This is a genomic window from Deinococcus sp., from assembly GCF_018260555.1.
In the GTDB taxonomy this organism is placed as follows: Bacteria; Deinococcota; Deinococci; order Deinococcales; family Deinococcaceae; genus Deinococcus.
Genome location: NZ_JAGLBB010000084.1, coordinates 1 through 8,376, shown reverse-complemented (window position 1 = coordinate 8,376; position 8,376 = coordinate 1). Strand labels below are relative to the sequence as shown.

The following is an 8,376-nucleotide window of genomic DNA, read 5'->3' as shown; positions in this document are numbered from 1 at the left end:
GCATTTTCGGTCTTCACAACCAGAAAGTGTCCCCTACCGGGGACGCTTTCTCATAATTTCTGTCAGGCGGTCAGGTTTCAGGGCGTCGGCGCGGCGGTGGAAGTTCAGACCGAGTTCATCGTCCCAGAAGCGCAGGCCAATGTCGCTGGTGCCGCCGAAACTCAGCAGGTTGCAGATGCTGCGGTCGGTGATGGCCGCCTGAAAGCGGGTGGTATGCGCGGTGAGCCAGTTGGTCATGAAGCCGCCGTAACTGCCGCCCATGACCGCGGTATGCTCCCGGTCGAGGCGGGGGTGGGTGTGCAGGCAGGCGTCGAAGAAGGTCAGGAGGTCGTCGGCGTCCACGGTTCCCCAGCGGCCGTGGATGGCGTCAACCCAGGCCTGCCCGTAGCCGAGACTGCCGCGTGGGTTGCTGTAGCACACGGCCTGGCCGCGCGCGGCGTACAGCTGGAATTCGTGCGTGAAGGCGTGCCCGTAGTCGGTGTGCGGCCCGCCGTGAATGCTGAGCAGGGCGGGCACGGGGTCGGTACCGTCCGGCAGCAGGACCCAGCCTTCGCCCTCGCCGAGGTCGGTGGGGAAGGGCACGCGGGTGGGCGTGCGGGCCGTGAAGGGGAGGTTGGCGTGCAGGTCCGTGACCTGGGTGCCGTTCAGGACTACTTCGGGGAAGCGGTCGGCGCGTTCGCGGATCAGGGCGAGGCCGCCGCCGCGCGCGGTAAAGGCCGGAATGACGGCCTGCGAGTCGTGATCATGGACGTGCACCGTTCCGGGTTGACCGTCGCCCGGCAGGGTAGCGGTGAACAGGCCGCAGCTGCCGCGCACGGTCGCGGAGAACAGCAGGGTCCGGGCGTCCAGCCACGCGGGCCGTTCGGGCAGGGTGCCCACGTGGCAGTCGCCGCCCACGCCGTTCCCGACCGGGTGGTCGTGCCCGGCGTCCAGGCGCAGGGGGTCGGCCTCGCCTTGCAGGGGCAGCAGGTACAGGTGTGTGTGTTCGGTGTTGCCGTGCCCGGCGGGATGGCCCAGCAGCGCGAAGTGCTGGCCGTCCGGGTGGGGGATGACAGCGTTCACGGCGGACGCCCAGCGCGTGACCTGCCGCCGCTCGCCGTTCAGCGGCAGGTGCCAGACTTCCTGCTGCCTGCGCACGTCCGCCAGTTCGCTGGTGGCCGCCACGAACAGCACGCCGCTGCTGTCCGGCAGCCACGCCACGTCGCTGATTTCCAGGTCCGGGGCGTGCCAGACGCTCAGTTCGCCGCTGGCAATATGCAGGCGGTACAGGCGGGCGGGCGTGTCGGGCAGCCAGTCGCGGCCGTTGAAACGGTAGCGGGGTTTCGTGATCACGCGCGCCTCGCCGCGCTCGTCGCGTCGGTCCTCGTCGTCGCCGGTACTTGTGAACGCGATGAACTGTCCGTCCGGGCTCCAGAGGGGAGTGCCCACGCCGCCTCGCAGGTCGGTTAGGCGTCTGGCCTCGCCGCCTGTCAGGGGCAGCAGGTGCAGTTGCGCGCTCCCCTCTGCGGCCTTGCGGGTAAAGGCCAGCGTGCGCGCGTCCGGGGACCAGCGGGGGCTGCTGTCCCGGTTCTCGCCCTGCGTCAGGGCGCGGGTCAGGGTGCCGTCGGTCAGCCAGATCTGCGAGCGGTAACGCGGTTTCGGGAAGTCCCTGTCGGGCGTGCGGGGATTGTCCTCCTCGATGCGGGTCAGCACGAAGGCGGCGGCCTGGCCGTCCGGACTGACCTGCGGGTCGGAAGGAAACACCAGTGGCAGCAGCGAGTCGGGACCGGGCCGCGCGTCGGCGGGCGCACTTGGGTGGGGCAGTGTCATGCACTCCAGTCAAGCACACCCCCGCGCCAGCTGCGGCGCGCCGGCGTAACTGCTCAACCCGGGCGGACCCGTCGAGCTGCGCGGCAGAGCAGGCCAGAACGAAACGGGTTGCGGCCCAGGTCATTGAGGAAACCCAGGTCATTGAGGAAACCCAGGTCATTGAGGAAACCCAGGTCATTGAGGAAACACAGGAGCGTGCACATCATTTTATGTTCATGATGCCTTCCTCAACGCGGAACGGGTGATTGCTTTCCATTGCCGTCTGTGACTGGCCTATGCTGTTCTTACCGGCGCAACAGGCCCGTAACGTCATGTGTCAACGAACCGCTGGGTTGGTTGCGGCGTTCCGACCGGGTCAACCGAATACCGAGTGTCCTGCCTGCCTTCGCCCTGGACCTGCCCTTCTCCCGTGGGTTGCCGCGCCGCTCACCACTCTTTTTCTGGAGGTCTGCCATGCAAGAACTGTCCTGTACCTGGGTTCCCGGAACCACCGATCTCGTTCGTCTGAAAGTGGCCGGTCATACCGTCGAGATGACGGCCACGCGTGTCACGCGCCTGTTCGGACAGAAGGCACTTCACGACCTGTACCTCAAGGGCAGCGCGAAACTCAAGGTGGACGCCCGCCAGATTGCCCTGCTCGGCTGAAACACACCCCGCCCCGCGCGGCCCCCGCCACTGGTTTCGCGGGGGCCGCGTTTCTGTGCCGGCGCACCCGCCCCCGCGCACGCGGTCAGAGGCCTGCCGCCGCCGGTGGGGGCGTAGCATGACGCTCATGCCTGACTTCACCCCCGACCTGAAAGCCATGCTGGCCGACCTGGACACCCTGGCCCGCATCGAATCGCCATCGACCGATCCGGCCGGTATCGCCCGCGTCATGGACGTCGTGGAAGGCTGGGCGCGCGCCATGGGCGCCGAAACCCACGCCCTGGGCGGCGGCGCTCGCCTGTTCAACTTCGGGGTGCGCCGCGCCGACGCCGAACACGGGCTGCCCGCACCCGGCCTGGGCGGCCAGAACCAGGGCGAGCAGGACCTGGGCGGGCAGGACCGGCCGGTACTCGTGCTCACGCACGCCGATACCGTCTGGCCGCACGGCACGCTGGATCATATGCCGCTGCGCGTGGAGGGCGACCGCCTGTACGGTCCCGGCACGTACGACATGAAGGCCGGCATCGTGGGCCTGTTCCACGCGCTGCGCTCCCTGAACGGCGAGTGGCCGGCGGGCGGCGTGCAGGTCCTGCTGTCCCCGGATGAGGAAACCGGCAGCCTCAGCAGCCGCGCGCACATCGAGAACGCCGCCCGGTTTGCCCGCGTGGCGCTGGTCGTCGAGCCGCCCGTCGCGGATACCCACGCCCTGAAAACCGGCCGGAAAGGCACCGGCAGTTACGTCCTGACCTTCACGGGCGTCGCCAGCCACGCCGGAAACAAACCCGGCGAGGGGGCCAGCGCCGTCACGGCCGCCGCGCAGGCCATTCTGGACCTTCAGGCCCTGGCCCGACCCGACCTCGGCACGACCGTCAGCGCCGGGCTGATCGCCGGGGGCAGCGCCGTGAACGTGATCCCTTCCCACTGCCGCCTGGAACTCGATGTGCGCGTCAGCAGTCTGGAGGAGGGCGCGCGCGTAGACGCCGCCGTGCACGCCTGGACGCCAGCGGACGCCCGCGTCCAGAGCCGCGTGGAAGGCGGCCTGAACCGCCCGCCCTTCGAGCAGGGCGAAGGCACCCTGGCCCTGTACGCCCAGGCGCGCGCCATCGCCCGCGAGCTGGGTTTCGACGTTCCCAGCGCCGTCGTGGGCGGCGGCAGCGACGGCAACTTCACTGCGCCCATCATTCCCACCCTGGACGGCCTGGGCGCACCCGGTGACGGCGCGCACGCCGCGCACGAACACGTCCGCCTGGACCGCTGGCCTGACCACGTGCGCCTGCTGGCCCGCCTGCTGCGCGAAGTCTGATACGGACTCCGCTAAATTACGCCACAGACGGAAAAGCGCCGCCTGCGGTTCCATGTCGCCCAATCCGGACCTTGTTCCCACTCGCGTCCGCTCGGATGGATTCAGAAGTGCAGCGAATCAATCGGAATCCGTATGATACGGATTTCAGCCTCCGGCTTGCCCCACACAGGCCAGGGCCGTTGCGTACCTTGCGGGCAGCTGACCTGCCGCTGACCCAGCCGACACACCCTCCTGACACGGTGAGCGGAAATTAAGAGGCGATGAAAAAACTGTTGCTCACCGCCGCTTTTGCCCTTGCCGCTACCGCCTCTGCCGCCAGCTTCAAGTTCGTGGCGCTGGGCGACATGCCCTACAAACTGCCCGACGATTACGCGCGCTTCGAGGCCCTGATCGGCGAGGTCAACAAGCTCAAGCCCGCGTTCACCGTTCATGTGGGCGACATCAAGAGCGGTTCCAGCCCCTGCACCGACGAGAACTTTCAGAAGGTCAAAGGCGAGTTCGGAATGTTTGACGGTCCCCTGATCTACACCCCCGGCGACAACGAGTGGACAGATTGCCACCGCGAAAAGGCAGGCAAATTTGACTCGCTGGAACGCCTCGCCAAGGTGCGCGATATGTTCTTCGCGCAGATGGGTGACAAGTCGTTCGGTAAAAAGCCCATCACCCTGACCCGCCAGCAGGGCCAGATTGAAAACAGTCGCTGGGAGCACGGCAGCGTGCTGTTTGCCACCGTCAACGTGGTCGGCAGCGACAACGGTCTGGAGCGCAACGCCGCCAGCGCCACCGAGTACTTTGGCCGTAACGCCGCCAACCTCGAATGGATCAAGGCTACTTTTGCCGACGCCAAAGCCAAAAACGCCCCGGCAGTGGTGATTGCCATGCAGGCCGACATGTTCTACGGCGCGCCGTTTACCCTGACCGACATCGGCCTGCGCGACACGGTGACCACGCTGGCAACCGAGGCCAAAGCCTACGGGAAGCCCGTGCTGCTCATCAACGGCGACTCGCACATCCTCATCATTGACCACCCCGTGACCGAAGCCGGGGCCAACACGGGCCTCGGGCAGACGATGGCCAGCCCCACACTGCGCAACCTGACCCGCCTGCAAGTCATGGGCGAGGCCGAAGTAGGCGCAGTCGAAGTGACGGTCGATACGAACACCCCCGGCGTGTTCGGCTTCCGGCCTATTTTCACCAAGTAAAGTTCAGCCACACAGAACGGGTACGGGCTCGGGTCGAAGGGTTTTCAGAAACCATTTGGCCGGAGCGGACTTGTACAGCTGCGCCGCGAAGCGGGTGATGCGGACTGCGCTTGGTTCGGCGCAGTCCCGGATCAATCCGGGCGGATATGAACAGGAACAACATACGCCCCTTCGCGCAAGGGAGCGGCGTCCGCATCAGGCCGCTGCGTTCTGGTACACCAGTGGGCTTCGGGCGGCCTGGAGCGCGTGCGGTATGCTGCGGATCAGATGTTCAACCTGTTCAGCAAGAAGCCGCCCGCCAACCCGAACGTGAAGCGGGACGACGCGCAGACGTACCGTGTGCGTGTCCGTACCCGCCCGCACGCCGAGGTGGTCGAGTTCCGCTTCACGAAAGGCGCGCACATTGGTGTGGACGACGACGGCACGTACCTCTTTCGCAAGCCGGTCGTCAGCCCTCAGCACCTTGACCGGGGAGAATTCACGGTCCGGTTCGACCGCCACTACGCCGTCACGAGCACCGACGCCGAGGGCCTGGAATTCATTCCTGTCAGCGACTGGGAGTAGACCGGGCGAGTGGTGGTAGAGGGCTGTCCACGCCCGACTGCCCGGTCACCACTGCCCACATACCACCGCCCTGCTCTTTGCGCGCGGTCACTGCACCTCGTGGAAGGTTTCTTCCGGGACGCGGTGCGGGAACTTGCGGATGAAATCCACGGTGCTCAGCGCCTGCGTGCGGTGGCAGGCGATGGCCTGCAATTTGCGCACGAGGTATCGGCTCACGTCGTGGCGGACGTTCGGGGCGAGCCACTGGGCGCGCAGGTCCTCGTTCTCGGGCGGCACGTCGCTGGCGTAGTACCACAGGCGCGGACGCTCACCGTCCGGCAGGGCGTCCCAGGCGGCCTTCACGGCGCGGTGCGTGGTCACGTGATCCGGGTGGCCGTTACTGCCGTTGGGCGGGAAGGTCAGCACGACCTCCGGGCGCAGGCGGGTCATGGCCTCGCTCGCCACGGCGCTCAGTTCGTCCAGGGACTCGTCTTTCAGGTACCTGTCCGGAAAGTGGTGGTGTTCGAACACGCTGCCGCCCGCCCGCGCTCCGGGGCTGGTCAGGCCGATCACGTCCAGGCACGCGGCCAGTTCCACCTCGCGCATCCGCGCCAGTTCCTGCGGCGTGTCGCACAGGCCCAGCGTGCGGCCCGCCTCGCCGCGCGTCAGGGTCACCAGTCCGCAGGCTTCCCCGGCTTCCAGGTGGCCCATCAGGGTGCCGGACGCGCCGTACACCTCGTCGTCCGGGTGGGGCACGATCAGCAGCAGTTTCAGTCCCTTGCTCATCCGCCCAGCATAGGACGGGCGGCACGTCACTGGGCGGGAACGTCACCGGGCGGGTCACGCTGCCCGTGGCGCAATGGAGCGCAGTCCCCATGACCACTGCCCTGATACGGACTGCCGCTCCACTGCGCCCAATCCTTCTATTGTTCCCACTGGCATCCGCTCGGATTGATCTGGGACTGCGCCGAAACAGACGGAATCCGTATGATACCGACTCCGATTGAATGGGCTGCAAAGACCATTCAATCTGAGCGGATGCGAGTGGGAGTAGGGCGGGTTCCGGACGTGGAGCTGACAATCCGGTGAAGTTCCGGATTGTCAGCGAAACAAACGGAATCCGTATGAGTGGCGCTGCCCGCACCTGGCGGTCAGGTCGCGCGCTGCCACGCATCCGTTAAGCTGAGAGCGTGCTGCTGAGTATCGACTGGGACGCCTTTTCAGGAACGCGGGAGCTGGTGTTCGACGCGCCCATCTGGGGCACCCGCGACCGGGAGCATGACCGCCACGCCGCCTGGACGCACCGCGTTCACAGGCGCGGCGGGAGCGGCTGGGCGGCCCTGGACGCGGACTTCCCCCTGTACCCCGGCTGGGAGGCGCTGCGGGTCTACGCGGGCGTTCCCGCGTTCGTGACCCTCAGCCACGCCGATGCCTGGGCGTGGCTGGAACGGTACCCGGGCCTGGATGTTCTGAATCTCGATTCTCACCATGACCTGGGCAACCGCAGCGGCGACTCCACGCGCGTCCGCCCGGGCAACTGGGCGGGCCTGGGCCTCGCGCGCGGCCTGATCGCTCACGTTACCACCCTGTACCCCGACTGGCACGCGGACCTGCCGGTCGCGGAGGGACACGACCTGGACCGCACGCGCGGCGAGCTCCACGACCTGCTGCCCGCGCTCCTGCTGCCGCGCACCACCCTGCTGCGCCAGTCGGAACCCGGCGCGGGCCTGCCCGACCCGGCGCGGGTGACCTCGCTGCTGCTGGTGCAGTCCCCCGCCTGGACGAACCCCTCGCACGACGCCGCGCTGGAAGAGCTGGCCTGCACGCTGAACGCTGCACCCATCGTGGCCCCGCTGCGCCGCTCCTGATACGGACTCCGATTGATGTGGTGCAGTTCCGAATCAATCCGAGCGGATGCGAGGAGGAACACCATACGCCCCTTCGCGGTATGGAGCCGCAGGCGGTGTCTTCCCGACTGTGGCGCAGTGGAGCGGCAGTCCGTATGATACGGACTCCGGGTTGAATGGGCTGCAAAGACCGTTCAACCCGGGCGGCTGCCACGAGAAACAAGCGGAACCCGCAGGGCGACCCATCCCCCCCGTCCGGATACCCCCGGTGGGTCGGGTGGTCAATCTCTCTTCGGCGATGGCAGGCAGGCACTACAATGGTCACAGCGCCCGGTCGGGCAGGGCGACGCCCTACCCCCGGCCCCCCGCGCAGGAGTTCTCGTGACCAGCATGCACACTGTAGAACAGACCGTGCCCGCTACCTTTCAGGTGGGTGTGTTCGCGCTTATCCGGCACCGGGACGCGTACCTGATCGTGCGGCCCTACACGCTCCTGCTGCCCGGTGGGGATCAGGGGCTGCCGGGCCTGCTGCTGGGCCTGAGCGGCGGCCAGAACCTCGTTGAGATGAACCTGCGCCGCGTGATCCGCGAGCACGTCAAACTGGTGGTCAGTGACCTGCAACTCATTGGGTCGCACACCTCGCGCGGCCCGCAGGGCAGCGGCGCAGACGCCCGGCTGAATATGATCTTCGGCACCGAGTACAGCGCGGGCATCCTGGCCCCCGACCCTGAACTGATCGGGGCCGCCGACTGGATTCCGCAGCAGGTGCTGCTGGAATCAGGCGCGTACCCCGAGTGGTTGGCCAGCGCCGTGCGTGAATTCGAGAGCACCCAGGCAACCGCCGTGCGCGACGAGCCCACCCAGCTTCGCCTGCGCTTCGGCCGCCGCCGCTGACCGCACCCGTGACGGCCCGCGCACGCCCGGCGCCCGGAACCATACGGACTGCGGTTAAGTACCTTGTAGCTCACATGGCGCCATGCCGGGAAAGCGCCGGAACCTCTCCATTCCCGCTCCAACGTACTTTCCT

Annotated in this window: 8 protein-coding genes; 6 read left to right on the top strand and 2 right to left on the bottom strand. The window is 67.4% G+C overall.

Annotation, left to right across the window (positions count from 1 at the left end; translation table 11 throughout):
- Window positions 1–33 precede the first annotated feature (33 nt).
- Window positions 34–1,809, bottom strand: coding sequence for a S9 family peptidase (locus QZ271_RS12915; protein ID WP_291432121.1), 1,776 nt, complete (start codon window positions 1,807–1,809; stop codon window positions 34–36).
- A 453-nt stretch (window positions 1,810–2,262) separates the two neighbouring features.
- Here QZ271_RS12915 and QZ271_RS12910 point away from each other — a divergent pair, with 453 nt between their 5' ends.
- The 4 genes from QZ271_RS12910 (at window position 2,263) to QZ271_RS12895 (ending at window position 5,523) form a co-directional block, all read left to right on the top strand.
- Window positions 2,263–2,454 carry a hypothetical protein gene (locus tag QZ271_RS12910; RefSeq protein ID WP_291432119.1) on the top strand — a complete coding sequence of 64 codons (192 nt, stop codon included), beginning with the start codon at window positions 2,263–2,265 and terminating at the stop codon, window positions 2,452–2,454.
- 118 nt (window positions 2,455–2,572) lie between these two features.
- On the top strand, window positions 2,573–3,757 hold the full coding sequence (locus QZ271_RS12905) for a M20 family metallopeptidase (protein ID WP_291432118.1): 1,185 nt from the start codon (window positions 2,573–2,575) through the stop codon (window positions 3,755–3,757).
- Window positions 3,758–4,017: 260 nt separating this feature from the next.
- Entirely contained in the window at window positions 4,018–4,959 is a 942-nt protein-coding gene (locus QZ271_RS12900) for a hypothetical protein (RefSeq protein WP_291432115.1), read from the top strand.
- A gap of 267 nt (window positions 4,960–5,226) precedes the next feature.
- On the top strand, window positions 5,227–5,523 hold the full coding sequence (locus QZ271_RS12895; protein ID WP_291432113.1) for a hypothetical protein: 297 nt from the start codon (window positions 5,227–5,229) through the stop codon (window positions 5,521–5,523).
- A gap of 87 nt (window positions 5,524–5,610) precedes the next feature.
- Here QZ271_RS12895 and QZ271_RS12890 read toward each other — a convergent pair whose 3' ends face one another.
- A complete protein-coding gene (locus QZ271_RS12890) occupies window positions 5,611–6,288 on the bottom strand; it encodes a PIG-L deacetylase family protein (protein ID WP_291432111.1) in 678 nt (225 codons plus the stop codon).
- 404 nt (window positions 6,289–6,692) lie between these two features.
- On the opposite strand from QZ271_RS12890, the gene QZ271_RS12885 reads away from it, so the two are divergent.
- Window positions 6,693–7,370 (top strand): arginase, encoded by a 678-nt coding sequence (locus QZ271_RS12885; protein WP_291432109.1) that lies wholly within the window; start codon window positions 6,693–6,695, stop codon window positions 7,368–7,370.
- 360 nt (window positions 7,371–7,730) lie between these two features.
- Window positions 7,731–8,243: a hypothetical protein gene (locus QZ271_RS12880; RefSeq protein WP_291432107.1), complete on the top strand. Its 513-nt coding sequence runs from the start codon at window positions 7,731–7,733 to the stop codon at window positions 8,241–8,243.
- Window positions 8,244–8,376: the final 133 nt, after the last annotated feature.

Bases quoted from the DNA above. Each gene is read 5' to 3' on its own strand.
- QZ271_RS12915 (WP_291432121.1), bottom strand. From the start codon at position 1,809: ATGACACTGCCCCACCCAAGTGCGCCCGCCGACGCGCGGCCCGGTCCC.
- QZ271_RS12910 (WP_291432119.1), top strand. From the start codon at position 2,263: ATGCAAGAACTGTCCTGTACCTGGGTTCCCGGAACCACCGATCTCGTT.
- QZ271_RS12905 (WP_291432118.1), top strand. From the start codon at position 2,573: ATGACGCTCATGCCTGACTTCACCCCCGACCTGAAAGCCATGCTGGCC.
- QZ271_RS12900 (WP_291432115.1), top strand. From the start codon at position 4,018: ATGAAAAAACTGTTGCTCACCGCCGCTTTTGCCCTTGCCGCTACCGCC.
- QZ271_RS12895 (WP_291432113.1), top strand. From the start codon at position 5,227: ATGTTCAACCTGTTCAGCAAGAAGCCGCCCGCCAACCCGAACGTGAAG.
- QZ271_RS12890 (WP_291432111.1), bottom strand. From the start codon at position 6,288: ATGAGCAAGGGACTGAAACTGCTGCTGATCGTGCCCCACCCGGACGAC.